Origin of the sequence: Marinibacterium profundimaris (genome assembly GCF_002210095.1) — a bacterium.
Taxonomy (GTDB): domain Bacteria; phylum Pseudomonadota; class Alphaproteobacteria; order Rhodobacterales; family Rhodobacteraceae; genus Marinibacterium; species Marinibacterium profundimaris.
The window spans coordinates 62,157-87,897 of the sequence record NZ_AQQR01000014.1 but is presented as its reverse complement, the minus strand read 5'-3'; the positions used below and the strand labels follow the sequence as shown (position 1 = coordinate 87,897).

Below are 25,741 nucleotides of genomic sequence, written 5' to 3'. Positions count from 1 at the left end.
TCGCGCCGGCGCGCCCGTTTCACGTGTTGAAAATTTTGGAAAGTCAGTCGGTTACTGGATGCACCAGCCGCCATCGATGTGGATCATCTGGCCGGTCATGTAATCGCTGTCGTCGCTGGCAAGGAAGGACGCGGTCCCGGTGATGTCATCGGGGTAGGAGACCCGCTTGATCTGCAGCGCGTCGCGCACGATGTCCTCGTAGGCCTGGCCTTCCTTCTGCTTGAAGCCGATGTCCACGAGGTCCTTGTCAAGCTGTTCCCAGAGCGGCGTGACCACGACACCGGGGGCGTAGCCGTTGACGGTGATCTTGTGCTCGCTCAGGCCGATGGCGCCGCAATGGGTCAGCGCGAGGCAGCCGTATTTCGAGGTGCAATAGACGGTCACGTCGACCAGCGGTTTCCGCGACGCGATAGATCCGACATTGATCAGCTTGTAGGGATGATCGGGCATCGGGCCCTGGTCGATCATCTGGCGCGCGGTTTCCTGCATGCCCAGCCACATGGCCTTGGTGTTCACGGTCATGATGAGGTCCCAGTTGTCCTCGTCGATGTCCATGAAGAAGCGCGGCTTGTTCAGGCCGGCGTTGAACACGCCGACGTTGATCGAGCCGAAGGCCTCGACCGTTGCGGCCACGGCGGCAGCATTGTCCGCGCGTTTCGTCACGTCCATGTGGACGGCGATGGCCCGGCCGTTGCCCGCGGCGTTGATCTTTTCCGCCACGCCCTGCGCCGCATCGAGATCCAGATCGCCGAGGCAGACATTCGCCCCCTGTGCGGCAAAGCATTCGGCATTTGCCGCCCCCATGCCACGCCCGGCACCGGTGATCAGGATGTTCTTTCCCTTCAGTCTCGCGGGATCCATGGTTTCTCCTCCTCCCTGGTCGCTGACGCGGTGGTCAGCCTGGTCTTGTCAATTCGTCGGCCCGTTTCTGGGCGCGTCCCAGTGCCTCGCGCGGCGGGATGATGCCGCGCAGCATGTCGTGGAATTCCTCGCCGCAGATGCGGATGATCTCGCCGATCTCGGGCACCGGCGGGCGCGGCCAGAACTGCAGTTCGTCGCGCCAGGACATGCCGTCCACCGCCTCGAAGATCGTCGAGGTGCGGCGCACCTCCGGATCGGCGCCCACGGAGTAGCGCGGGTTGGTGCGGCTGCCGTTCTGCACGTAAAGCTTCTGTGCCTCGGGCGAGGTGAAGGTAATCAGCGCCTCGACCGCGGCCGGGATGCGTTCGGGCGCCAGGTTGGCCGGGATCCCCATGACATAGCCGCCGACCGGGGCCACATGCGTGGCATCGGGGGCGCAGGGATGGGGCAAATAGCCTGTCTCGCCATGGGCTGGCGATGTCTGGTCGAGCTCGAAATACGGGGCCAGCAGGGTGTAGCCATAGGCCATGGCAACGGTCCCCGCGGCATAGGGGCGGACCCTTTCGTACCAGGACATCGAAAGGATGTCGGGCGGAGAATATTGCAGCAGTTCCAGCATGAACTCGGCCGCGCGCAGCCCTGCCTCGGTGTCGATGGTGGGGCGGTATCCGCCCCGGGCCAGCGCATCCGTGTCGAAGCCGCCGTGGATCGGCGACAGGTCGAAGACGGGCTGGCCAAAGTCGGCCAGCATCATCAGCGCCGTATGCCCCAGCGCCGTGCCGCGTGCCGCGTTCCAGGCGATGCCGTGCATCCCGCGGCGGGGATTGTGCAGCCTGCGGGCGGCGGCCATCAGGTCGTCGGTCGTGGCCGGCGGCTCCAGCCCGGCGTCGGCCAGAAGGTCGCGGCGGTAGAACAGAAGCTCGGGCGTGGTCTGCGCGGGCACGCCGTAGGGATGACCGTCCCAATGGGCGGCTTTCCAGCCCGCGGTGTGGAAATCCGCGGGATCCAGCCGCGCGATATCCATCACGCGATCGAGCGGCATCAGCACATCCCGCGTCGCGAACTCGCCGATCCAGGGAAGGTCCACCGCGATGATGTCGTAACGGCTGTTCTCCCGCTCTGCATTGCGCAGCGCCTCTTCGCGCAGGCGATCGATGGAGAAGGCCCGCTGGCTGATGCCCGTCCCGATCGCCTGTTCGAACTGGCGCTTGAGCGACTCCATCACCATGAAGGTCGGGTCGCCATGCACCAGCACCCGCACGCCGCCCTGAAGCTTCAGCGGTTCGGTGCGGACACTGAGCGGCGGCACCGGATGGGTCGCCGCGTAGCTTCCGCCGTAATAGTAATCCCGCGTCTCGGCATCCGGCTGGGCCTGGAAATGTGTCTCGGCAAGGCGCCGCAGACGGCCCGACAGCTGGACCCACTGGGCCAGCAGTTTGTCGCTGGGGTGCATCGAATAGCTTTTTCCCGTCGCGGTGCGGGGGCGCTGTTCGACAAGGCCGGCGGCGACCATTTCCTTCAGCCGTCGGGTGGCCGTCGCATAGGGCACGCGGCTGGCGTTGATCAGCGAGGTGGGGGTGATGGTGCGCGCTTCAAGATGGCCTTCGAGCAGGTGAAGCATCATGCGCAGATGCGCATTGGGCGTCACGAGGTCCAGCGCATCTTCCATCTCGTCGCTGAAGGTTCCGAGGAAGGACAGCAACTCCAGCGTCTCCGCGCGGCCTTGTGGCGCGGACGGCTGGCTTGAAGTATGTCCTCCCATGGCGTTCATTTTGGATCTGTGCCTTTTGACCAGTTTGCTTGCGTGTGGCGCATCGACCCCGTCCAATCCGGATGTTTCCTTGTCGCTCACGACGGTCTCTCCTGAAGGTGTCCAGTCTGATCTTTGGAAGGTAGGGCGAATTTATCCATTTTGGATACTGCGATGTCCGTAATGGATGTATTGGCGGGGTCACTGGCGATCTCGGAGGGACCAGACTGCAAGGCGTCCGGTTTCGCGACCGGGACAGGGCCTCTCCGGGAGGGGAGGGGCCGACCACCACAGGGAGGAACCAACATGAAGATGAAGTCAGCGCTGGTCACCGGCACCATTCTTGCGGGACTCGCGGGCATGACGCAGGCCGAGACCATGAAGATCGGCATCACGCAGAACAACGTGGGCGTCGACAGCTACCAGACCACCTACGAAAAGGCCTTTATCGAGGCGGCCGAGGCCAACGAAAATGTCGAGGCCGTGGTGCTGGATGCAGGCGGCGACGTGGCGCGCCAGATCGCGCAGATCGAGGACCTGATCCAGCAGGACGTGGACGCGATCATCATCTGGCCGACCAACGGCGAGGCCGTCATTCCGGCCGTGCGCAAGGCCTTCCAGGCCGACATCCCGGTCATCGTGACCAATTCCAACATCGCCGAGCAGGGCTTTGATTTCGTCAAATCCTTCTCGGGCCCGGACAACATCACGCAGGGCGCCCGCTCGGCGGAAATCATGTGCGACAAGTTCAAGGAGATGGGTATCGAGACCGAGGCCCAGGTCGTGCACATCACCGGTCAGCCGGGTTACACGACCGCCATCGAGCGCGCCAAGGGCTTCGAGGATCGCCTGCCCGAGGTCTGCCCCGACGTGACCATCGTGGACACACAGCCGGGCGACTGGAACCGCGAGAAATCGCAGCAGGTCATGGAAGCCTTCCTGGTGAAGTACGACGACATCGACGGCGTTTATGCCGGGGATGACAACATGGGCGTCGGCGCGCTGAACGCGGCCAAGGCCGCCGGGCGTGACGACATCATCTTCGTCGGCGCCACCAACTTTGCCGTTGGCTACGAAAGCATGGCGGCGGGCGATTACTGGGGCTCGATCTACCAGTCTCCGGTCGACGACGCGAAGGCCGCGCTGAACACGGCGGTCGATGTGCTGAGCGGCGAGGACGTGCCCTTCCTGAACTACTTCGACACGCCGAAGATCACGCAGGACAACATGGACGAATTCTCCAAGCCGGTCTTCTGATCGAACCTCCCGCGGGCGGGGCGGCGGTGGCCTGACTGCCGTTTGCCCCGCTTCGTGGCCGACAACACGCGACAGACAGACAAGGATGAACGGCATGGGACGGGTGACGGATCGCGTCTGCCTCGTGACAGGCGCGGCGCGCGGCATCGGACGCGCCATCGGGGAAGACCTGCTGAGGGAGGGGGCGAAGGTCTGCTTCGCCGACATAGACGGCACAGGCGTCGCGGAAGTCGCCGCCGCCAACCGGGCGACACACGGTCCGGATCGGGTCACGGCGGCCCGGGTGGATGTCACGGACCGGCAACAGGTTCGCGCCATGATCGCCCACACCGTCGAGACCTTCGGACGGCTCGACGTGAAGTTCAACAATGCCGGCGTGAACAAGCCGATGAACTTCATGGACGTGGACGAAGGCAACTGGAATTTCATCATGGGGGTGAACGGGCTGGGCTGCATGATCGGAATGCAGGAGGCCGCCCGCCAGATGATCGCCCAGGGCTCCGGACCGGACCGCATGGCGGGCAAGATCGTCAACACCGCCTCGATCGCGGGCCGGCAGGGCTATGACAATGTCGCGCCCTATTGCGCGTCCAAATTCGCGGTCGTCTCCCTGACCCAGTCCGGGGCAAGGGATCTTGCCAGGCACGGTATCACGGTCACGGGGTTCGCCCCCGGCGTGGTGATGACCGAGATGTGGGACCAGGTTGACCGGGACCTGATGGACATCGGCGCGGCCGAGCGTCCGGGCCAGGCGATGGAGGAGTTTTCGGCCGGTATCCTGAAGGGCAGGGTGGCCACGCCGCCGGATATCACCGGGACGACGACATTTCTGGCCTCCCGGGACAGCGACTACATGACAGGGCAGATCGTCATGATCGACGGAGGCATGACTTTGGTGTGACCTGAATGGAGGGAGGATTTTGCCCGGGCCCATCGCGCGGCACCGGACAGACAGGACGCAGGCCTGCGATTCAGGGAGGGGATCATGGCAGCAATGAACAGGAAAGACCTGGGAGAATTCCTAGCGAAACAGGGGATACTGGTGGCCTTCGCGGTCTTCATGATCGCCTTCACCATGGCCAACCAGAAATTCATCAGCATCGACAACGTCTTCAGTGTGGTCCGGTCCTCGGCGATCCTGGGGATTATGGCCGTCGGGGTGACCTTTGTCGTCATAAGCGGCAACCTCGACCTGTCGGTCGGGTCGATGATGTCCTTCTCGACGATTGTCGTGCTCGATCTGCATGACAAGGTCGGCCCGGCGCTGGCGATACCGCTGATGTTCCTCATGACCCTGTGCCTGGGCGCCTTCATCGGCTTCCTGGTGGGGTATCTCAGGCTGAATTCCCTGATCGTGACGCTGGGGATGTTGTCGGCCATACACGGGCTGACGCTGACCTATTCCGGCGGGCAGAACATGGACATTGCCGACAAGGAGGGCACGTGGTTCTCCGTCTTCGGGCAGGGCACGGCGCTGGGCATCCCGGTGCCGATCCTGATGTTCCTGGCGGTGGCGGCCTTTCTGGGGCTGGTGCTGGCGCGAACGCCCTTCGGCCGCAAGGTCTACGCGGTGGGTGGCAACGGCACGGCGGCGACCTTCTCCGGCATCCGCAGGGCGCGCACGGTGTTCACCTGCTACCTGATCTCTTCGGGCTGCGTGGCCACCGCGGGCCTGATCCAGGCAAGCCGGTCGCTGGGTTCGCAGAACACGGTGGGCCAGGGGCTGGAGCTGGAGGTTCTGGCGGCGGTGATCCTCGGCGGCGCGTCGCTTCTGGGCGGGTCGGGGACGATCTTCAAGACGGTGATCGGCGTCCTGATCCTGGGCTTCATCCAGAACGGGCTGCTGTTGATGGGTCTGCAATTCTACGTCCAGTTCGTCGTCACATGGATAATCATCATTCTTGCAGTCTGGCTGGATATCGCGGCCAAGCGCGGCAAGCTCTGGTCGTCGATCGCGTGAGCGGAGGGAAAGCCATGCAAAAGAGCACTGTCTCAAAGGCGCTGAAAAGCGGCGCGATCTGGGGCTTCATCCTTCTCGAGCTGATCTTCTTCAGCATTGCCGGAGAACACCTTTCGCTGTCCGACACGGCCTTCATGGACGGGGAGAACATGCTTCTGCTGCTCAAGCAGTCCGCCCCGATCGGCATCATCGCGATGGGCATGACGATCGTCATGGTCAACGGCAACATCGACCTCTCGGTCGGCGCGACCTTTGCCATCGCCGCGATCGTCCTGCTGGATTCCATGACCTGGCCGATCTTCGCGGGGCTGGGCGACGGGGTGATCCCGGTGGCCTGGCTGCTGGCGCTGACGGTCGGCACGCTGCTGGGGGCGCTGAACGGGCTGATCGTCTGGAAGACGGGGGTGGATGCCTTCATCGTCACGCTGGGATCCATGCTGGGCTATCGCGGCATCGTCTTCATGTTCAACGGCGAGAACCCGACGAGCCATCTCAACTGGACGCTGGTCGATTTCGCCGAAGCCGAGTTTCTGGGCTTTGCCACGGCCACCTGGTTCCTGCTGGGGGTGACGCTGGTGATGTGGTTCGTCATGGCGCGCACGGTGCATGGCCGCAACGCCTATGCCATCGGTGACAACCGCGAGGCGGCCGTCAATGCCGGGATCCGCGTCGGCCCGCACATGATGATCAACTTCGCCATCATCGGCTTTCTCGCGGCGCTTTCGGCGGTGGTCTTCTATTCCGAGGCCGGTTCGGTGAACCCGAACGACGGACAGCTCTATGAGCTGTGGGTGATCACCGCCGTCGTGCTGGGCGGCACCAAGATCACCGGTGGCGCCGGCAACGTGATCGGCACCTTCGGCGGCGTCATCGCGATCCAGCTGCTGCGCAAGGGGCTAGGCCATATCGGGGCCGACACTTCGACCGTGAACCTTGCCGTGGGCCTGATCCTGATCGCGGTGCTGTTCCTGGACAAGCAGCTTAACCTGAAGGGCAAGGAGGAGCTGAAGGTATGACCGATCCAGTTCTGCGTCTCGAAAACATCGTAAAGACATTCCCCGGCGTGCGGGCGCTCGACGGGGTCTCCTTCTCGGTCATGCCCGGCGAGGTCCATGCGCTCATGGGCGAGAACGGGGCGGGCAAGTCCACCCTGATGAAGGTGCTGGGCGGCATCCACCAGCCCACCGAGGGCGCGATCTACATCGGCGACGACAGGGTCACGATGGCCGGTCCGCTGGAGGCGAAGGCAAAGGGCATCGTCTTCATCCACCAGGAACTCAGCCTCGCCGAAGAGCTCAGCGTGGCCGAGAACATCTACCTGGGCGAGCTGCCCCGGAAGCGCTTCGGCCGGGTCGACTGGGCCACGCTGACGGAGCGCACCAATGCCATCCTCGGCAAGCTCAACGTGGGTTTCGACGCGCGCACCCGGGTCGGCGATCTGTCCATCGCCAACCAGCAAATGGTCGAGATCGCCCGCGCGCTGACGGTCGATGCCAAGGCGGTGATCTTCGACGAGCCCACCGCCTCGCTCACCGATGCCGAGAAGGTGGTGCTGTTCGACGTGATCGCGGACCTGAAGGCAGGCGGCGTCGGGATCATCTACATCTCTCACCGGATGGAGGAGATCTTCAGGATCACCGACCGGATCTCGATCCTGCGCGACGGTCAGTACCAGGGCACGGTCAACACGGCCGAGACCGACGAGGAGTCCGTCACGCAGATGATGATTGGCCGGCAGCTCGATCTTAGCCGCAACGCATCGCATCACCAGCTGGGCGAGGTCGCGATCGAGGTGCGCGGGCTGTCCTGCGGCAAGCTCTACACGGACATCAGCTTTGACATCCGGCGCGGCGAGGTCGTGGGCTTTTACGGTCTGGTGGGGGCGGGGCGCACTGAGATTGCCGAGACACTCTTCGGTCTGCGCCGGCCGTCTGCCGGGCAGATCCTGCTGGGCGGCGTCGAGACGCAGATACACTCCCCGGACGAGGCCATCGCGCATGGCATTTCCCTTGTCCCGGAAGACCGCAAGGGGCAGGGGCTGGTGCTTGGCATGAATTGCCGGGACAACATGACCCTGCCGCAGGTCGATCGCCTTGCCTCCGGGCCCTTCGTGGCCGAGGGGGAGGAGATAAAGATCTTCGACAAGTACCGCGATCAGCTCGACATCCGCACGCCGGGCTGGCGTCAGAAGGTCGGCAACCTGTCGGGGGGCAACCAGCAGAAGATCGTCATCGGCAAGTGGCTGTCGATGCATCCCGATGTGCTGATCGTCGACGAGCCGACGCGGGGCATCGACGTGGGCAGCAAATCCGAGATCCACAAGCTGCTGCGCGAGCTTGCGGCACAGGGCTACGCCGTCATGGTCATCAGTTCGGAAATGCCAGAGGTGCTGCACGTGTCAGACCGCATCATCGCCATGTACTCGGGCCGCATCATCCGGACCTTCCGGTCCGAGGACGTGACGGAAGACAGCCTGATCCAGGCGATTTCCGGCATCGGACCGGGTGCGCAGGCGACGGAAGTGGCCTGAAGGGAGGGCAGGGCCGCCGCGGAATGGCCTGGACCGCTGTGCCACGCCACAGCGGTCGTCACGGCGTTGCCTGCGCCCGTGCCTGCTGTCCGAGCTGCCTTGCTGGCCGCGTACCGGCCCTCTTCCGTCGCGCCTGCCGTTGACCTGCGGGCGGGATGACAGTGAAGTTCCATTCCAATCCGTGATGCTTCGGTATGTCTGCCGCGTATGGTCGTGACGTCCGGACCAGCCTGCCACGCTCACGAAGCGCAGCGCCTGTCGCAGCCCTGCCGCGCGGCAGGATAGCGGCTGGCTCACAGGGCAGGGAGGGCCCGCGAGAGGCCCGTCAAATGCGACATGCGCCGCGACCGCCAACCGGTCTGCCGCGCCACTGGCGGCCGGCGGCAACGCGCCCGAATCGTCCCCCGCCGTGCGCAATTGCGGTCCCCGTCACTTTGTCTTCCGGCCGTGATTGGCTGTCAGCCCTTAGCCCGGAGCCGGCCCCGTTTCGGGGCCGGTCGAGATGCCGCGCGGTTTCGAGGTCGTCGGCCTGCGGCGGGAGATCTCCGGTTCCTTGCGCCTGCCAAAGCCATGTGGTGAGATACCCTGCGCTCTTCCTTGACTGCAGGTCGAGGCCGCATCCGGAGATTGATTTGAGAACGACAGATGGTCCGGGACCATGGCCTTTCATAGGGTCGATTCCCGGTGAGTCGTGGCGCGCGGCCCCTCAGTTCTCTGCCGGAAAGTGCACTGGGCGTAATAAAACGACACTCCAGAGGGGAGAAATAATGCCGCTTTTTCAGGCGGTCAGCCTTCGCCCCCCTCTTCTTCGGTCAAATGGCGACACTGGCCGCTGATACCGACCCGGAAGTTTGTCGCGTTATGTGCAATTCGCGGAATTTTGTAAAATTTGGATTGCACCTTGGTATGTGGTAGCCCACAGTGGCTCTCGTGGGGGAAGCATCGCGGACGGGACGAGGAGGTCCAAACGCCGCGTTGTATTCCATCGAAAAACGGAAGCCACACGGCACATGTGCCCAGACCCGGCGAGCGTGAGTCGCCGGCCGGACGCCTGCGCCGGCACACTCGACATGTGGGAGGAACCATTTTGACGACTTTATCGACCGACACTCCGCGTCAGGGAGATGTCGACTTTGAAGCTGGCGCAAAGCCCGGCGAAAAAATCTACCTTGATGCCCCGGGCACGACCCTGAAGGACACATGGCAGAATGCAGGCCCGGGCATCGCGGCTGCCATGACAGGTATCGGTGCAAGCCACATCATGCACGGCCCGACGGCAGGCGCCCAGTACGGCTATGCTCTGCTCTGGATCATCCCCGCCGCGTACATCCTGAAGTACTGCTGCTTCGAATTCGCTCACCGCTACACGATGGTGAAGGGCGAGAGCATCATGAACGCTTATGGCCGCGTCGGTCAGTGGCCGTTCTGGTATCTTGGCTTTCAGTCGCTGGCCAACACGTTCGGCATCGCCGGCCGGGCCCTGGGCTGCGGCGCTCTCCTCTGGGCGGCCTTCCCGTTCATGCCGCTGGAAGCCTGGTCGATGGCCGTTCTCCTCGTCAGCGTCGCGATCCTTTGGCTTGGGAAATACGAAGTCTTCGAAGGTATCGTGAAGATCGCCATCATCGTCTTCGCCCTGTCGTCGTTCATTGCCTTTGCACTGCAGGCGCCGCCCCCGGGCGAATACCTGTCGCGCCTTCTGCCGACACTGCCGCCTGCCGGCGCGATGATCCTCTTCGGTGCCATGTGGGGCTACTTCCCGACCACCACCGAGGTGTCGGCCATGCAGTCGAACTGGGCCGTCGACAAGAAGAGCGGCATGGTCTTCGTCCGTGAGATGCGCGCGAAGGGTCATGAGGTCGAGGTTCACCCCGACTACATGAAGAACTCGATGATCCTGTACCGCCGCGACATGAACGTGTCCTACATCGTCGCCGCCCTGACCGGCATGGTGTTCCTGATCGTCGGTGCCGTTGTGCTCAACCCGATCGGGCTGGTGCCGGCCGGGCGCGAAATGGGTGTCACCATCGCGCGGATCTACACCGACACGTTCGGCGCCTGGATCTTCCCGGTGATCATCGCAGGCGGCGTCGCAGCCCTGTTCTCGACCGTCTTCACCTATTTCGATGGTCAGGCACGGGTGTTCGAGGAATGCTGTGTCCGTCTGAAGACCAGCTGGGACAAGCCGAAGACCCGCCTCTTGATCAACCGCGGCTTCCAGGTGCTCTGGGTCATCGGCGGCGCAGCCGTGATGTTCGGCATGCCCAAGCCGATCGTCGTGGTCCAGGTGGCGTCGATCCTTGCGCTTATCTTCTCGCCGATCATCTACTGGCTGACGATCAAGGCGATCACCGACGGCTTCCAGACGCCCGAGGAGAAAGAGCACATGCCCGGTGCCTTCATGATGGGCCTGGCCTGGACGGGTACTGTCGGTCTGGCGCTTATCTCGCTCTACGTGCTGATCATGATGCTGTTCTGATCCGCTGATCGCATCGGAACGAGACAAAGGGGCCGCGCCGGGGAAACCTGGCGCGGCCCTTTCTCTTTCGAGGTCCCGTCTTGTCCGGCCCCGTCTTTTTCGGCCCTGTGTCACGGGGCTGTCCCATGACATCCGCAGGGGTCCGGACCTTCCCCGCGTCGGGGCCGCGACGGTGCGACCTTGAAGATGGGGAGAGGCACGAAAACGAAGGGCGGCCCTTTCAGACGCCCTGTATCGCCCCGCGCAGCACCGGCAAAACGCATGACCGCCGCCAGGGTCTGACCCTGGCGGCGGTCGTGGAACGTTTCTGGTATGGGCCTCCGGGATCGGAGGGGCTTAGAGCGCTTCGGCCTTGACGAGCGAATGGACGTCGTCGATGCGTGCATCGTCCAGGTCGTCTTCGCTGATGCCAAAGCTCTGACCCATCAGCTCTTCGGTCCCGCGGACCAGCGCAAGCGCATCCAGGCCATAGTAGCGCATCAGGTAGGGGCGCGAGCCGCCGTGGGCATAGGTGTCCTTGAGCCCGAGGCGGATCAGGCGCTTGCCCACGCCCGCGTCGGCCATCGTCTCGGCCACGAGCGACCCGATCCCGCCTTCGGTCACGTGGTTTTCCAGCGTGATGACGCCGTGCTTGACGCTGCCGATATGATCCAGAAGCGCCTTGGCGTCGAAGGGCTTGATCGTGTGCAGGTGCAGGTGCCGGATCGACAGGCCCGCCTCTTTCAGGGCCGACCGGGCGCGCATGGCCTCTTCGGTGCAGATGCCCGATGTCACGACCAGCACGTCGTCGCCGCTGCTCAGCTCGCGCATCTCGCCGACCTTGATCGGCGTGTCGAACAGGCGCGGCACGGATCCGCGCAGCACGCGGCACCAGACCGGTCCGTCGATGCTGTCGGCCGCTTCGCAGATCGATTCCACCTCGGTCGCGTCACCCGTTTCAAGGATCGTCATGTTCGGGATCGACCGCATGACCGAGATATCCTCGATCGACTGGTGGGTCATGCCGCCCGGCGTGGTGACGCCCGGCAGGAACCCCATCAGGCGGACCTTGCGGCGCGGGTAGGCGATCGACGCCATCAGCTGATCGTAGGGGCGACGATACATGAACACGCCGAAAGTGTGGATGAAGGGCCGGAAGCCCGCCAGGCCGAGACCGCCGGCAAAGCTCATCATGTTCTGCTCGGCCATGCCCATCGACACGAACTGCTCGGGGTGCCGGTCGCGGAACCCGTCGATCTCGCAGGACGAGGTCAGGTCCGCCGACAGGCACAGGATATCGGGGTTGCCGGCCGCGAATTTCTCGAAGGCTGACGCATAGGGGCGCGAAACCATCTCTACCATTTGTCCAGCCTCCTCAGTGGGCGTAATCGACCGGGTCGACGCCCAGGTCTTTTGCGATGGATACGTTCATGCGCGCGCGTTCGTCTTCCGACTTGAAGCGTACGTAATGCAGCCGCGGGAACCGTTCCTCGAGGATCGACATCGCGTGGAAGGGGTTCGTCCGGGCCAGGATGATCAGCGGCTTGCCCTCGTGTTTCTCTTCCGAGGCCTGCCGGATCGCGTCCAGGTCGTGCCCGTCCACCTCGACGCAATGGGCGCCGAAGTTGATGAACTTGGTGCGGATGTCACCGACCTCCATCACCGAGTCCATGGCGCCGTCGCATTGCTGGTCGTTGACGTCCATGATCGCCTTGACCTCGACGTTGTGGAACGCGCAGGCCTGTACCGCTTCCCAGGTCTGGCCTTCCTGCACCTCGCCGTCGGACATGAAGACCCAGGTCTTGCCGGTGTCTCCGCGCAGCTTGCGGCCATAGGCCAGGCCCGCGGCCGTCGACAGGCCGATGCCCAGCGTGCCGTTGTGCACTTCCATGCCGGGGCTGTGTTCGGCGCCGATCATCTCGACGGACGAGCCGTCCTTGTTGAACATCTCCAGCCCCTCGGGCGCCATCCGGCCGACCTCGATCAGGGTGGCATAGGCGACCAGCGCGTAATGCGCCGGTGCGATGAACAGCCGGTCATAGTCGGGAGAGGCCGGTCCGTTGTAGCCGGCGCCGGTGTGATAGTCCGGATTGTCCGGCGAGGGCACGCCCTCGAAGGGTTTGGGGATCATCGGCAGGGTCGGCTGCCCGAGGTTCAGCGCCTCGTTGTAGAGCCAGGCCAGCTGTTCGCCCGCCGAGCATGCCTGGCTCAGGTAGCCGCCGTTGTTGCGCATCGAGTGCTCGAACACCCGGCGCCGGATCCCAAGCGCGATCTCTTCCGTTGTCTTCTCGTTTTTCACCGGGAGACTCCTCCATCTAGCTTTACAAATGTCAGTAGAACGTGCAAATGTAAAAGGCAATAGCGGATTGCGCGCGCAGGCTGCGGACGGGGAGGGTCAGCATGAAAGCCATTCGATGCCATGGGTTTGGCGGGAACCATCGGTTGGAAACGGGGCTGGACGTGCCGCGTCCGGGGCCGGGAGAGGTTCTGGTGCGCGTGGATGCCAGCGGCATCTGCGCCGCGGACCGGGCCATGTGGGATGCAACGGGGCCCTGGGATCTGTCGTTTCCCTTCACGCCGGGGCACGAGTTCACGGGCACGGTGGTCGAACTTGGCGATGGCGCCGCCGACCGGCACGGCCTGCGTGAAGGCGACCGGGCCATCGCCGAGCTGAACATCACCTACGGCAACGACTTCTTCCGCCAGCGCGGGAAGTACCACCTGTCCGACCGGATGGATGTCCTGGGCGCCACGCTGGACGGCGGCTGGGCGGAGTACATGATCTATCCGGCCGATGCGGTGATCCACAAGGTTCCCGACACCCTGTCGAACCGCGCGGCCTGCTACGTGGAACCGCTGGCCAATGCCATCCATGGCGTCCAGCGGGCCGATATCGGGTTCGAGGATGTTGTCGTCATCGCAGGCGCCGGGCCGATCGGCATGGGCATGGTGCAGGCAGCCCGCCTGAAGACGCCGCGCAAGCTGATCCTGATCAACCCGGGCGAGGCCAAGCGCAAGCTGGCGCTGACGCTGGGCGCGGACCTTGCGTTCCACCCCGACGATCCCGCCCTCGGCACCACGCTGGACGACCTGACCGGGGGGCGCGGCGCGGATGTCTTCCTCGAAGCCTCGGGGCGGGGATCGGCGTTCCTGCAGGGGCTGGACCTGATCCGCAAGGCGGGACGCATGGTGGTCTTCGGCGTCTACAAGGACCCGGTGCCCTTCGACCTGAACATCCTGGGCGAGTTCAAGGAGCTGGACCTGCGCGGCGGCCACCTGGCCCCGTTCACCTACGCGACGGCTCTGGACCTCATGGCCCGCGGGTTGATAGACGGTGAGGCCTGCGTCACCCACAGCTATCCGCTGGAGGCGTATGAAGAGGCGATCACGCGCAAGCCCCAACCGGGCGAGGTGCAGATCAAGGTGATATTCGAACCAAACAAGCCAGGATGAGCGATGAAGTATACCTCGGCACATTGGGGTAGCTATCAATTCGAACGGGGCGGGGCGCTGACCCCGCTTGACGGCGACCCCGATCCCTCGCGCATCGGGCGCGGCTGGGCCAGCGCGTCGCAGGACCGGCAAAGCCGCATCCTGCGCCCCGCGGTGCGGCGCGGCTGGCTCGACGGCGACAAGGGCGCGAACCGCTGCGACGACAGCTATGTCGAGGTCAGCTGGGACCGCGCCGTCTCGCTGGCGGCGGCCGCCCTGCGCGACGTCACCGAGACCCACGGCAACGGGGCGGTCTTCGGCGGCTCTTACGGGTGGTCGAGCGCCGGGCGCTTCCACCACGCGCAAAGCCAGATGCGGCGGTTCCTGAACCTGGCCGGCGGCTGCGTGTCGTCGCGCAACACCTATTCCCACGCCGCGGCCGAGGTGCTGTTCCCGCGCGTGCTGGGGCTGAGCAACCGGGCCTTCCAGGACGAGATGACCGCGATGCCGCTGGTCGCCGAGCATTGCGAGCTGCTGCTGGCCGTGGGCGGCATATCGCCCCGCACGGCGCAGATCACCTCGTCCGGCACCTCGCGGCACGAGGTCGGACCGTGGCTGGAACAGATGCGCGCCAAGGGCACGCGGATCGTCTGCCTCTCTCCGCGGCGGGCCGATCTGGATGGGGCCGAATGGCTGCCGGTCCGGCCGGGCACGGACACGGCGCTCCTTCTGGCGCTGGCCCATGAAATCCACGCCGCTGGCCTGGCCGACGCCGCCTTCCTCGCGCGATGCACCAGCGGTTGGGACACGTTCCGGAACTATCTGACCGGGGCCGCCGACGGCACGGCCAAGACCGCCGAATGGGCCGCGCCGATCTGCGATATCGAGGCGGATGTCATCCGCAAGCTGGCACATGATCTGGTGCGCTCGAAAAGCATGATCTCGATGGCCTGGGGCCTGCAGCGCGCGGAATATGGCGAACAGCCGATCTGGGCCGGGCTCGCGCTGGCCGCCATGATCGGGCAGATCGGCCAGCCCGGCACCGGCTACGGCTTCGGCTATGGCTCGACCACGCCGGTGGGGCGGGCGTCGCGGCTGATCCCCTGGCCGTCGGTGCCGCAGGGGCGCAACCCGGTCGACGATTTCATCCCGGTCGCGCGGATCGCCGACATGCTGCTGCATCCCGGCGACACCTACCGTTTCGACGGGCAGGACCGCACCTATCCCGACATCAGGCTGGTCTGGTGGACCGGCGGCAACCCGTTCCATCACCACCAGGATCTGAACCGGCTGGAAGACGCCTGGACACGGCCCGAAACCGTCATCGTGAACGACCACAGCTGGACCGCCACGGCCCGGCGGGCGGATATCGTTCTGCCGGCGACCACGCCGCTGGAACGCACGGACATCATGATGAACCGGCGCGATCCGACGCTTCTGTGGATGTCGCGCTTTCATGATCCCGTCGGCGAGGCGCTGGACGATTACGATATCTTCGCTCGCCTGGCCGAGCACATGGGCTTCGGCGACGCCTTCAGCGAAGGCCGCGATACCGAAGCCTGGCTGGCGCATCTCTGGGACCGGTCGCAGGAGGTGGCCGAGGCGCATGGCTTCACGCTGCCGGATCTCGACCAGTTCCGCGCCGAGGGCCGGTTCGACATTCCCGACGCCGAGGAGGCGCGGATCGCGCTGGCAGGCTTTGTCGCCGATCCCGAGGCGGTGCCGCTGGCCACGGAAACCGGGCGGATCACCCTGGCGAATGCCGCGATCGGCGCGCTGAAGCTGCCAAGCTGTCCCGCCCATCCCACATGGATCGAGCCGAAGGAATGCCTAACCTCGGCAGGCCCGGGCGAGCTGCACCTGATTTCCGGCCAGCCCGACACCCGCCTGCATTCGCAGAACGACCGGGGGCAGGAGGCGCTGGCCGACAAGATCGAAGGGCGCGAGGCCGCCTATTTCCACCCCGAGACCGCCCGGGCACTGGGCCTTGCGGCGGGCGATGTCGCGCGGCTTTACAACGGCCGTGGCGCCTGCCTGGCGGGCGTGCGGCTGGATGACGGTCTGCGGCGCGACTGCGTGTTCCTGCCGACCGGCGCATGGTTCGATCCGCAACGGGGCAGGGGGGCGCCGCTGGAGGTGCACGGCAATCCCAACGTGCTCACCAGCGATCACGGCTGTTCGGAGCTGTCGCAGGGCAACATGGCCCATACCTGCCTGATCCGGGCAGAGAAATGGACCGGCGCCTTGCCCGACCTGTCGATCGCGGCGCCGCCCGAGTTCACCAGCTGAAACGAATGCCGCCCGGCCCTGAACCAGGACCGGGCGGCCGTTTTGCATTGACGCAGAGCGCGGGCGGAGATCAGTCTCCGTCCGCGTTTCGCATGTTGCGCTGTGCCACGGCCAGCGCCAGGGCTGAGACCAGGATGATCCCCGACAGGGCATCCTTGGTGTTGAAGTTCAGCCCCATCAGGTTCAGCCCGTTGGTCACCATGCCCAGGAACAGAACCCCCGCCACCGTGCCCAGCACATTGGGCCGGCCCCGCGGATGCAGCGCCGCACCGATGAAGACGGCGGCAATCGCGTCCAGCAGGTAGGAAAAGCCCGACAAGGGCGTGAACATCCGGATGTTCGCCGCCGAGATCAGCCCGCCCACGGCGCAGGTGATCGAGGCGAAGACGAAGCAGGCGATCAGGATGCGGTTGACGCGGATACCGGCCACGATCGAGGCGGACCGCTGCATGCCCATCGCATGCACGCGCCGGCCCCAGACCGACCGTTCCAGCACCAGATAGTAGATCACCACCAGCACTGCGGCGAGGATGACCTCGCTCGGGATGCCGAAGACATCGCCCTGCGCGATGTTGCGGAACCCGTCGGGCATCCGCCGGTGGGAAATCGGCCCCCCGCCGTTGGTAAAGATCCGCTGCACCGACGAGCCGATGAAGAACGTGCCCAAGGTCGCCAGGAATGGGCTGATCCGCAGGCCGACGACAAGCGCGGCGTTGAAGAGCCCCACGAGCGAGCCGCCGATCAGGCCCGCGCAGACGGCCGAGCCCCAGCCCATGTCGTAGGTCTTCATCGCCACGACCGCGAAGGCTGCGCCGAAATCCAGCGCGATCCCGACCGACAGGTCGATCCCGCCGGTGGCGACGATCAGCGTCATGCCAAGGGCGATGATCATCAGGATGGCCGAGCCTTCGACGATGTTCAGCAGGTTGTTCCCGCTTATGAACACGGGGTTCCATGTGGCGAAGAAGGCGAAGAACAGCGCGAAGACGATCAGGAAGCCGAAGCGCACGACGATGCCGCGCAGGTTGAAGTTGCCCTTGGCAGAGACGTGTTCCATTACCGCACCCGTTCCGAAATTGCCGACAGCGCCACGACTGTCACGATCAGCGCGCCCTTGATGAGGTCGGTCCAGAAGACGTTGACGCCGATGGTCTTGAGGCCGATCGAGATGGCGGCGACAAGGACCGCGCCCAGCACCGCGCCCCACATGGTCACCACCCGGCGGGGCGAGAAGGCCGCGCCAAGGAAGTTGGCCAGCACCATTTCCAGCATCAGGTTGTCTTCGGTCCCCGGCGAATAGCCGTTGCCGCGCGCCAGGATGAAGAACCCGGTGACAAAGCCCATGAAAGCGGCCAGCAGATAGGACTGGGCCACAAGCGTGTTGACCCGGATGCCCGAGATTTCGGCCGCGTCGCGGCTGCCTCCGGCGGCTTGCAGGTTCAGGCCCCACTTGGTGCGGTGCAGCAGGTGATAGCTGATCAGCACCAGGATCCCGACGATGATGATCCCCAGCGGCAGGCCAAAGGCAAAGTCCTGCCGCAGCGACGCGATCGCATCGGACGTCAGATCCAGCCGCCGGCGCGAGGTGATGACGTTGTTGATGCCCACCACCGCGACGAACATCGCGAGGGTGGTCAGCAGTGGCGTCATGCGCAGCAGCGTGACCAGAAGCGCATTGATCCCGCCCACCAGCATGCAGGCGACCAGCGCCGCGCCAGCGGCCAGAACCAGTGACAGCCCCGCCGTCGTGATCACCGCGACAATGCCCGCACAGAGCACCGCCGTCGCGGGGATCGACAGGTCGATCCCGCCCGAGACGACATCGTCGCCCCCGGCCATGACCACGGCAGACAGGCCGATGACGGCCAGCACCACCGGAAGGCTTTGTGCCAGCACGAGCTTCAGGTTCATGAAGGTCAGGAAGTTCGGCGCGTTCAGGCCCACGTAAAGCAGAAGCGCCAGGAAAATTATCAGCGGCAGCAGACCGACGAAGGTGGCCAGCGCGTGTTTCTGATGGCGGGCATTAGCCTGCATGTGCGACCTCCGGCATGTCGGTGGCCCCGGTGGTCATCGCCACCAGGTGATCGACGTTCAACGCGTCCTTCTCGATGATCGTCCTGACCTCGCCCCGCATCATCACGGCCACCCGGTCACAGGTGCCCACAAGCTCGATCGGGTCGGAGGACGACATCAGGATGATCGCCCCCTCCGAGGCCAGGTTCTCGATCAGCTGGTAAATCTCGCTCTTGGCGCCCACGTCGACCCCGACGGTGGGTTCGTCAAAGATGAAGATCTTCGCGCTTTTCGCCAGCCAGCGGGCCAGGACGACCTTCTGCTGGTTGCCGCCGCTCAGGTACCGGGTGACGGCCCGCGCATTGGCGGGGCGGATGTCCAGATCCCCGATCAGCTTCTGGGTGACCTCGCGGATCCGCTTGCGGTCGATCAGGCCCAGGGATGAGCTTTCGTCCAGCGTGGCGAGCGTGGCGTTTTCCTCGACCGTCATGGGAAGGACTAGCCCGTCGTGACGGCGGTCGCGCGGCACCAGCACCATGCCGTTGGCCACGGCGTTGGCGGCGCTTTGCGTATCTAGAACGGTGCCATCCAGTGTCAGCGTCCCGGACGCGCGCCGGCGCAGCCCGTAAAGCGCATCCACCAGCTCTTCGCGGCCCGAGCCGATCAGCCCGGCGATGCCGAAGATCTCGCCGCGCCGGATGTCCAGGGTCACATCCTCGAACGTCTGGCCGTCGCTGAACCCCTGCAGGCGCAGCGCGACCTCTCCGGCCTGGCGGCTGGTGGCGGGAAAGAAGGCGTCCAGCTCGCGGCCGATCATGGCCGAAACCAGCTCGGTGCCGGTGTCGGCGGTGATCTCGTCGAACACGGCCACGTCCTTGCCCTTGCGAAAGACGGTGACCCGGTCACACAGCTCGGTGATTTCGTTGAGGTAGTGCGAGACGTAGAGAATGGCGATGCCGCGGCTTTTCAGCTGCTCGATCGCCTTCATGATCTTCAGCACTTCCTCGCTGGCCAGCGGCGCGGTCGGTTCGTCGAAGACAACCACCCTGGCCTCGCCGTCGATCAGCGCGCGGGCCACCTGCACCAGTTTGCGCTCGGCGGGGCTCAGATCGCGGATCAGGCGGTTGCCGGGCAGGGCCGAGCCGAGCTGATCGCGCATGAAGGCCTCGGCCGCCCTGCGCATCCGGGTTGTCGCAAGCCCCATGGGGCCCGCCAGTTCCTGGCCCATGAAGACCGATTCCGTGACGGTGAAATGCGGGACCAGGTGCAGTTCCTGGTGGATGAACCGCACTCCGGCGGCATGGATTTTCTCAGGGGTGGCGGGGGATATGGCGGTCCCGCCCACGTCGATGTGGCCTTCGGCGGGCTGGTAGACCCCCGCAAGCACCTTGATGATCGTTGATTTGCCCGCGCCGTTTTCGCCAACCAGGCCGTGAACTTCTCCGGGGTGGACCGTCAGGTTGGCCCCATCCAGGGCCCGGACGCCGGGGAATACCTGAACAATATCGCGCAGACGGAACGCTGCCTCGGTCATGTCGCCTCGCTTGGCAAGAATTGCAGTTCAATGGAGCCGAATGCGGCAGGCGGCACATCCGGCCGCCTGCTGCACTTCAGTCAGAGAGGCGCCTCAGTCGAGGCTGCCGTACCCAAGCGCTTCGTAGGCTTCCATGGCCTCGGCCTGACCGTTCACGGGAACGACATCCACGTAGGTCTGCGGCACCAGGGTTTCGCCGTCAAAGAAACGCGCCACGTTTTCGGCAGCGGTGGCCCCGATCAGGCGCGGCTGCTGGGCCACGTTCGCCACGAAGGGGCTGTCCTCTTCGGCCATGATCTCGAGCGTCTCCGGCCCGCCGTCCAGCGCGGTCACCACGATGTCGGTCCGGCCGGTTTCTTCCAGCGCCTGCACGACACCGATGGCCGGCTGGTCCCAGCAGCTGACGTGGATGGCGTCGATCGTGCCTTCGGGATACTGGCTGAGCAGGTCGAGCGTCTGGCGACGGGCGTCTTCCGGCGCGTTGGCGAATTCCTCGGCCAGCTCGGGCTGGATGATCTCGATTTCAGGATAGTCCTGAAGCACGTATTTCCACAGCCCGGTCCGGGTGCCGCAGATGCGCAGCGAATTCTCGAACGCATTGAAGACCGCGACCTTGCCTTTGCCGCCGATGGCATCCGCCATGTAGCGGCCGATGGTCGTGCCCATGTAGTAGTTGTCGGACGTGGTGTTGTTCACGGAATGCGGGCTGGGATGGTCCACCGTGAAGACCGGAATGTCGGCTGCCGACAGTGCTTCGAACTTGGGTTCGACAGACCCATCGCCCAGAATCGAGATCACCGCGTCCACGCCCCGGTTCAGCAGGATGTCGTGGTTGTCGGCATGCACCTGGTTGTCACGTCCGCCATCGACGGCAACCACCGTGCCGCCCAGCTCTTCGACCTTGTCGGTCGCGCCGTTGAAGGCCTCGCGATCCCAGAAGTGCTGGGTGCCAACCACGGCCACACCAATGGTTTTTCCCTCGAGACTCAGGTGGTCATCGGCGAGCGCCGTCGACCCTGCAAGAGCCGCAACCACGCTTGTTGCAACGAAAAACTTCTTCACTTTCAATCCTCCCTGTTTGAAAGAGGCACCCCCTCGTGCCGGTGGCGAAACCAAAACAACCTTCTTTACAAATGTCAACGAGTATCCCATTTGTAGAAAAGTGGAGGGGCAGAACTTGACCAAAATCACTATCGGTCTGGACGTCGGCACGACGGCAATCAAGGCGGCCGCCTACCGTTCGGACGGCACCTGCGTTGCCAAGTCCGAGCAGGCGACATCGGTGCTGCGCGACGCGCCCGGACATGCTGAACAGGACATGCAGAAGGTCTGGCAGGGCGCGCGCGCGTGCCTGGCCGAGATCGCGGAAAGCTGCGCAGGCGAAGAGATCGTGTCCATCGGGATCTGCGGTCAGGGCGACGGGTTCTGGGCGCTCGATGCGCAGGACCGGCCCGCGGGACATGCCATTCTGTGGAACGACACGCGCGCCTCGGACGACCTTGATTCGCTGGTGCGGGCCGGCAGGACGGATGCCATTGGCATCGGGTCCGGCACGTCGATCTGGCCGGGCACCTCCGGCATGATCTGGCGCTGGCTGAAGGCGAAGAACGTCGATGAAGCCGCGAAGATCGACACCGTTTTCACCTGTGCCGACTGGATCGGCTTCTGCCTGACCGGGGCGAAGGCCACGGATTTCTCGAACGGCTCGATCCCCTTCATCGATCTGGACGACCGCGCCTACAGCGACGCCCAGTTCGAGTCCATCGAATGCGAGGACCTGAAGCCCCGGCTGATGACACCCCGCCGCGCGACAGAGCAGCTGGGTCGCCTGACCGACGCGGCCGCGGCCGAGACGGGGCTTCCGGCCGGGCTGTCGGTCTCGGTGGGTACGCTGGATCTGGCGGCGATGATCGTGGGCATGGGGCTGGACCAGCCCGGCCAGACCATGCTGATCATGGGGACCACGGCCGTCGTGAACATCCTGACCGACAAGGCGGACCGGGTGCCGGTCCCGGTGGGGGCCTCGGCGCTGCATCCGTCCAGCGATACCATCATCCGCATCCTGGCGCCCTCCACCGGCGCGGCGGCCTTCGACTGGTTCACGGCGCTGCACCCGCTCAGCCTGGGCGGCGACACGGCTTCGGAAGTGTCCGAAAAGCTGAACGCGCTGGTGGAAACCGTGCCCGTCGGATCCAACGGCGTGACCTTCCTGCCGTATCTCAACGGCGAACGCGCGCCCTTCGTCGCGCCGGACATGCGCGGCGGCTTCCTGGGCCTGGGCGCCGGCACGACCAAGGCGGATCTGGGGCGCGCGGTGATGGAGGGCACGGCCCTGAGCCTGCGCCATTGCTTCGAAAGCCATTCCGGCCTGCCCACCGGACCGGTGCAGCTGACCGGAGGCGGATCGAAGAACCGCGTCTGGTGCCAGATCATCGCCGACATCATCGGGCAGGACGTCATCGTCAGCCCGCTGTCCGACCAGGGCCTGTGGGGCGCCGCCTGCATCGGCGCGGCGGCCGCCGGGATGGGCGACCCGATCGGGCTGGCGCGGCGTGACGAGGACGCGATCACCTATCGCACCGATCTTCAGGCCCACGCGGCCTATTGCAGCGTCTACCGGCGCTACGAGCGGATCTCGACGGCGATGCGCCGCCTGCAGGATGACCTGAACGCAATTAAGGAGCCAACTCCGTGAGCAACATGATGAAAGCGGCGGTGCAATACGCCATTGACGACATCCGCATCGAAGACCGCCCCGTTCCGGAAATCGGCCCCGGCGAGTTGCTTCTGAAGACACGCGCCTGCGGGCTTTGCGGCGGCGAGACGATGGCCTGGTACAAGACCGAACCCAAGGTGCTGGGGCATGAACCGTCGGGCGAGGTCGTCGAGGTCGGCGCCGGGGTCACCGAATACAAGGTTGGCGACCGCGTCTTCGTGAACCACCACGTGGGCCGCGTGGACAGCCACCTGTCGCGGCGCGGGCATTTCACGCGCGATCCGTTCTACAAGACCATGAAGCTCGATCCCGGCGGGGTCTGCGAGTATTTCCGCGTGACAGCGCAGCATCTGGCAATGGACACCCACAAACTGCCCGACTCCATTTCGGACGAGGCCGCCGTGACCATTGAACCGTGGTCCTGCGTGCTGTCGGGGCTGAAGCGCTGCAACATCCAGCCGGGCGATACCGTCGCCGTGGTCGGCGCGGGCTTCATGGGGCAGGGCTTTGTTCACCTGGCGCCGCTCTTCGGGGCGGGCAAGGTCGTCGCGCTGGATTTCTCGGACTGGCGGCTGGAGAAGGCGAAGTATTTCGGCGCGACCCACACGATCAATCCCAAATCCACCGATGCGGTCGAGGCGATGCGCGCGCTCAACAACGGCCGCCTGGCCGACACCGTGATCGTGATCGCCCCCTTCCCATCGGCCTGGAAACAGGCGCTGGAGCTGGTCGAGGTGGGCGGCTGCCTGCACCTGGGCGCACCGCTGCCGCCCGAGGTGGATTGGGTACAGGACGGTCACAAGGCCTATTTCGACCAGATCACCATCACCTCGCGCTACAGCTCGGACCACACCGACACCTACAGCTACATCCGCCTGCTGGAGGCCGGCCGCATCAAGGCGGACGAGGCGATCTCGCACCGGTTCGAGATCAGCGACAGCGCCGAGGCTTTCCGCATGCTGGTGGAGGCCGAGAAATCCCTGAAGATCGTCGTCTATCCGCACGGCATCCCCGAGGACAAGAAGGACCTGACCCATGCTTGAAGCGTTGAAGGAAGCCGTCTGCGAGCAGAACCATGAACTTCCGGCCAACGGGCTTGTCGTCGGCTCGGGCGGGAATGTCTCGGGCCGCGATCCCGAAACCGGGCTGGTCGTCATCAAGCCCTCGGGCGTGAAATTCGCCAAGCTCACGCCCGACACGATGGTGGTGGTCGATCTGGACGGCAAGGTGATCGAGGGCAAGATGAAGCCCTCGGTCGACACCGGCATTCACCTTTACATCTATCGTCACCGCCCCGACGTCTTCGGCGTGGCGCATACCCATTCGCCCTACGCCAGCAGTTTCGCGGCGCGTGGCGAACGGATCCCGGCGGTGATGACGCCGATCACCCACATGCTGGGGCGCGATGTGCCCTGTTCGCGCTATGCCACCCCCGGCGAGGTCGACACCGGCGAGGCCATCATCGAGGCTGCCGAAGGCGGTTGGGCGGTGCTGGTCAAGGCGCATGGTGTCTTCACCATGGGAACCTCGGCGAAAGAGGCCACGTCGAACGCGATGTACCTGGAAGAGGCGGCGATGACCACGCATCTGGCGATGACCCGCGGCCCGGTGGAAGAGCTGCCGCCCGAGGAAATCGAACGCTGTTACAACTGGTTTCGCAAAAACTATGGCCAGGCCGGCTCCAAAGTCATTAATGAATGAAGCATGAACAAGGGTTTCCGATCGCTGTCAGGCAGCAATGACAAGGATTCGATGCTGTCCAGCGTCGCGCTGCTGTATTACGGCGAAGGCCTGACCCAGAGCGAGATCGCGAAACGCTTCCAGCTGTCGCGCGCGACCATCGTGAACATGCTGCGTGAATGCCGCGAGAGGGGCATCGTCGAAATCCGCGTCGACGGACAGCTGTTCGCCGCCTCCACCATGTCGCGCGATCTGCGCGACATGTACGGGCTGCAGGATGTCTATGTCGCCAAGGACGCGGCCGAGGATGTCACCACCGCCCGCGAGGACCTGCTGGCGCATGTGGCGCGCGTCGCGGCGATGGCGGTTCTGGATATCGTCGAGCCCGGCGATCGCATCGGTGTCGCCTGGGGCGAGACCATCGCCGCCGTCGCCCGGGCCATCCCGCGCAGCACCGTGGTCCAGACCCAGGTGTGTCAGCTGATCGGCTCGCAGGATTCCGAACGGGTGCCCGCGTCGGAGTTCTGTGCGATCGAGGTGGCCAACAAGCTGGGCGCAAGCTGCCACACGCTGCACGCCCCCGGCATCGTCTCCAGCGAAGCGCTGGCGAAAGGGCTCAGGGAGGAACCCACGATCCGGACCCAGCTGGCCCGCCTGTCCCGGATCGACATGACCATCGCGTCCATCGGCCATGTCGAGGACGACACGCACATGGCCGCGGCCGGGATCAGCACCCGGGCGGAATTGCAACTGGCCCGGGAGAAGGGCGCCCGGGGCATCATCTGTTGCCGTTACATCGACGAAAACGGCGCAGAGGTCCGCTCGGCCCCCTATGATCGCATCATCGCCGCCACGATCGAGGACATGAAGGCCGCGCCGAAGAGGCTTCTGGTCGTTTGTGGCACCGATCGCCTCACGGCGACCCGCGCCGCCCTGAAGGGGGGTCTTGTCACCCATCTGGTCGTGGATCAGCAATTGGCAAAGGCCCTCTCCGGCGGCGCGCCCTAGGGCGAACGGACCGCGGGCCCCGCATGTGCCGGGGTGCCGTCTGGACGGGGCCGCGGTTGCGGTTGGCAACAGACCGGGGAAGTGGGCCACCGCCGAGCAACACGGGCGTTCGGGGTGAGCCGACCGTTGCGGTTGCGTCGCTCTGGTGTGGCCGGCTGCCCGGATACTCTTATTGAGAGGGGGAGGCGCCGCTGGCTGCGGTGCCGGCATCGGTGCGCGGGCGCGGATGCCCTTCGGTGGAACTGTCTCAAGATTC

General features: G+C 65.1%; 20 protein-coding genes. 12 read left to right on the top strand and 8 right to left on the bottom strand.

Annotation, left to right across the window (positions count from 1 at the left end):
• Positions 1–51: 51 nt before the first annotated feature.
• Both ATO3_RS21840 and ATO3_RS21835 read right to left on the bottom strand, forming a co-directional pair.
• Positions 52–861, bottom strand: a complete 810-nt coding sequence (locus ATO3_RS21840) for an SDR family NAD(P)-dependent oxidoreductase (protein ID WP_088652028.1) — start codon at positions 859–861, stop codon at positions 52–54.
• Between the two features lie 34 nt (positions 862–895).
• Entirely contained in the window at positions 896–2,632 is a 1,737-nt protein-coding gene (locus ATO3_RS21835; RefSeq protein WP_088652027.1) for an extracellular solute-binding protein, read from the bottom strand.
• A gap of 285 nt (positions 2,633–2,917) precedes the next feature.
• On the opposite strand from ATO3_RS21835, the gene ATO3_RS21830 reads away from it, so the two are divergent.
• The 6 genes from ATO3_RS21830 to ATO3_RS21805 all read left to right on the top strand — a co-directional run bounded on the left by ATO3_RS21830 (position 2,918) and on the right by ATO3_RS21805 (position 10,834).
• Positions 2,918–3,868, top strand: coding sequence for a sugar ABC transporter substrate-binding protein (locus ATO3_RS21830; protein WP_088652026.1), 951 nt, complete (start codon positions 2,918–2,920; stop codon positions 3,866–3,868).
• Positions 3,869–3,962: 94 nt separating this feature from the next.
• Positions 3,963–4,769 carry an SDR family NAD(P)-dependent oxidoreductase gene (locus ATO3_RS21825; RefSeq protein WP_088652049.1) on the top strand — a complete coding sequence of 269 codons (807 nt, stop codon included), beginning with the start codon at positions 3,963–3,965 and terminating at the stop codon, positions 4,767–4,769.
• Between the two features lie 84 nt (positions 4,770–4,853).
• The gene (locus ATO3_RS21820; protein ID WP_088652025.1) at positions 4,854–5,828 is read left to right on the top strand and encodes an ABC transporter permease; all 975 of its coding nucleotides are present in this window, start codon (positions 4,854–4,856) and stop codon (positions 5,826–5,828) included.
• Between the two features lie 14 nt (positions 5,829–5,842).
• On the top strand, positions 5,843–6,844 hold the full coding sequence (locus ATO3_RS21815) for an ABC transporter permease (protein ID WP_088652024.1): 1,002 nt from the start codon (positions 5,843–5,845) through the stop codon (positions 6,842–6,844).
• Entirely contained in the window at positions 6,841–8,358 is a 1,518-nt protein-coding gene (locus ATO3_RS21810; protein WP_088652023.1) for a sugar ABC transporter ATP-binding protein, read from the top strand. Before ATO3_RS21815 ends, ATO3_RS21810 begins: the two co-directional genes overlap by 4 nt.
• Before the next feature lie 1,012 nt (positions 8,359–9,370).
• Complete coding sequence (locus ATO3_RS21805) at positions 9,371–10,834, top strand: Nramp family divalent metal transporter (protein WP_332888712.1); 1,464 nt, start codon at positions 9,371–9,373, stop codon at positions 10,832–10,834.
• A 336-nt stretch (positions 10,835–11,170) separates the two neighbouring features.
• Here the strand turns inward: ATO3_RS21805 and ATO3_RS21800 are convergent, their stop codons facing one another.
• Both ATO3_RS21800 and ATO3_RS21795 read right to left on the bottom strand, forming a co-directional pair.
• Positions 11,171–12,175, bottom strand: a complete 1,005-nt coding sequence (locus ATO3_RS21800) for a transketolase family protein (RefSeq protein WP_088652022.1) — start codon at positions 12,173–12,175, stop codon at positions 11,171–11,173.
• A 13-nt stretch (positions 12,176–12,188) separates the two neighbouring features.
• Positions 12,189–13,112, bottom strand: a complete 924-nt coding sequence (locus ATO3_RS21795) for a transketolase (RefSeq protein ID WP_088652021.1) — start codon at positions 13,110–13,112, stop codon at positions 12,189–12,191.
• A 101-nt stretch (positions 13,113–13,213) separates the two neighbouring features.
• Here ATO3_RS21795 and ATO3_RS21790 point away from each other — a divergent pair, with 101 nt between their 5' ends.
• Both ATO3_RS21790 and ATO3_RS21785 read left to right on the top strand, forming a co-directional pair.
• Positions 13,214–14,266 (top strand): alcohol dehydrogenase catalytic domain-containing protein, encoded by a 1,053-nt coding sequence (locus tag ATO3_RS21790; RefSeq protein WP_088652020.1) that lies wholly within the window; start codon positions 13,214–13,216, stop codon positions 14,264–14,266.
• Between the two features lie 3 nt (positions 14,267–14,269).
• The gene (locus ATO3_RS21785) at positions 14,270–16,534 is read left to right on the top strand and encodes a molybdopterin-dependent oxidoreductase (RefSeq protein WP_088652019.1); all 2,265 of its coding nucleotides are present in this window, start codon (positions 14,270–14,272) and stop codon (positions 16,532–16,534) included.
• A gap of 70 nt (positions 16,535–16,604) precedes the next feature.
• On the opposite strand, the gene ATO3_RS21780 is transcribed toward ATO3_RS21785, so the two are convergent.
• From ATO3_RS21780 to ATO3_RS21765, 4 genes are all read right to left on the bottom strand, one after another.
• On the bottom strand, positions 16,605–17,591 hold the full coding sequence (locus ATO3_RS21780; protein WP_088652018.1) for an ABC transporter permease: 987 nt from the start codon (positions 17,589–17,591) through the stop codon (positions 16,605–16,607).
• Complete coding sequence (locus ATO3_RS21775; protein ID WP_088652017.1) at positions 17,591–18,568, bottom strand: ABC transporter permease; 978 nt, start codon at positions 18,566–18,568, stop codon at positions 17,591–17,593. The genes ATO3_RS21780 and ATO3_RS21775 overlap by 1 nt, the downstream gene beginning before the upstream one ends.
• Positions 18,558–20,081, bottom strand: a complete 1,524-nt coding sequence (locus ATO3_RS21770; RefSeq protein WP_088652016.1) for a sugar ABC transporter ATP-binding protein — start codon at positions 20,079–20,081, stop codon at positions 18,558–18,560. Before ATO3_RS21770 ends, ATO3_RS21775 begins: the two co-directional genes overlap by 11 nt.
• A gap of 93 nt (positions 20,082–20,174) precedes the next feature.
• Complete coding sequence (locus ATO3_RS21765) at positions 20,175–21,143, bottom strand: sugar ABC transporter substrate-binding protein (protein WP_198963335.1); 969 nt, start codon at positions 21,141–21,143, stop codon at positions 20,175–20,177.
• Between the two features lie 115 nt (positions 21,144–21,258).
• On the opposite strand from ATO3_RS21765, the gene ATO3_RS21760 reads away from it, so the two are divergent.
• From ATO3_RS21760 to ATO3_RS21745, 4 genes are read left to right on the top strand one after another with little or no spacing between them, the layout of a single operon-like run.
• A complete protein-coding gene (locus ATO3_RS21760) occupies positions 21,259–22,776 on the top strand; it encodes an FGGY-family carbohydrate kinase (RefSeq protein ID WP_158218036.1) in 1,518 nt (505 codons plus the stop codon).
• 5 nt (positions 22,777–22,781) lie between these two features.
• Positions 22,782–23,840 carry a zinc-binding dehydrogenase gene (locus tag ATO3_RS21755; protein ID WP_233152257.1) on the top strand — a complete coding sequence of 353 codons (1,059 nt, stop codon included), beginning with the start codon at positions 22,782–22,784 and terminating at the stop codon, positions 23,838–23,840.
• Complete coding sequence (locus ATO3_RS21750; protein ID WP_088652013.1) at positions 23,833–24,498, top strand: class II aldolase/adducin family protein; 666 nt, start codon at positions 23,833–23,835, stop codon at positions 24,496–24,498. Before ATO3_RS21755 ends, ATO3_RS21750 begins: the two co-directional genes overlap by 8 nt.
• Positions 24,499–24,501: 3 nt before the next feature.
• Entirely contained in the window at positions 24,502–25,485 is a 984-nt protein-coding gene (locus tag ATO3_RS21745; RefSeq protein ID WP_088652012.1) for a sugar-binding transcriptional regulator, read from the top strand.
• The last annotated feature ends 256 nt before the right edge of the window (positions 25,486–25,741 follow it).